Annotated in this window: 1 protein-coding gene; it reads left to right on the forward strand. The window is 63.0% G+C overall.

Annotation, left to right across the window (positions count from 1 at the left end; genetic code table 11):
• Nucleotides 1-119 precede the first annotated feature (119 nt).
• Nucleotides 120-538: FAD-dependent oxidoreductase (locus tag EXE42_RS16590; protein ID WP_158293766.1), on the forward strand; the 419-nt coding region annotated here is incomplete at its 3' end.

Here is a 538-nt window from a genome sequence, read left to right on the forward strand (position 1 = left end):
GGATCGTTCTCGTGACAATATTCGGCGTCTAAACGCTCGCACACCGGTTCTGGGCGGTCGTGTACAACTCACGCCACAACGGACCGGGGTTGATGACCGTGGGTCCCGTCCATCATTCCATGCAAGAGTTCGATTTCCTCGTTATCGGGTCTGGATCAGGATTGGACGTAGCGAACGCGATGGCCGGTCGGGGGAACTCGGTCGCGGTCGTCGAGGAGGGCCGGCTCGGCGGGACCTGTCTCAACCGCGGCTGTATCCCCTCGAAACAGCTCCTCTATCACGCAGAGGTGCTGGAGACGATCGAGGGCGCCGATGCGTTCGAGATCGAGGCGGAGGTGACCGATATCGACTTCGCGGAGATCGTCCGGAAGGTCAACGAGGACGTCGCCGGAAGCTCGGAGTCGATCCGTCGCGGGCTGGAGTCCTCAAACAGCCACGACCTGTTCTCGGGAACCGGACGGTTCGTCGATGACCGCACGGTCGAGATCGTCGACGGTGACGACGAGGGCGCCACGCTGCGGGCCGACACCGTCCTCGT

Origin of the sequence: Halorubrum sp. SP3 (assembly GCF_005435195.1) — an archaeon.
Classification (GTDB): Archaea; Halobacteriota; Halobacteria; order Halobacteriales; family Haloferacaceae; genus Halorubrum; species Halorubrum sodomense.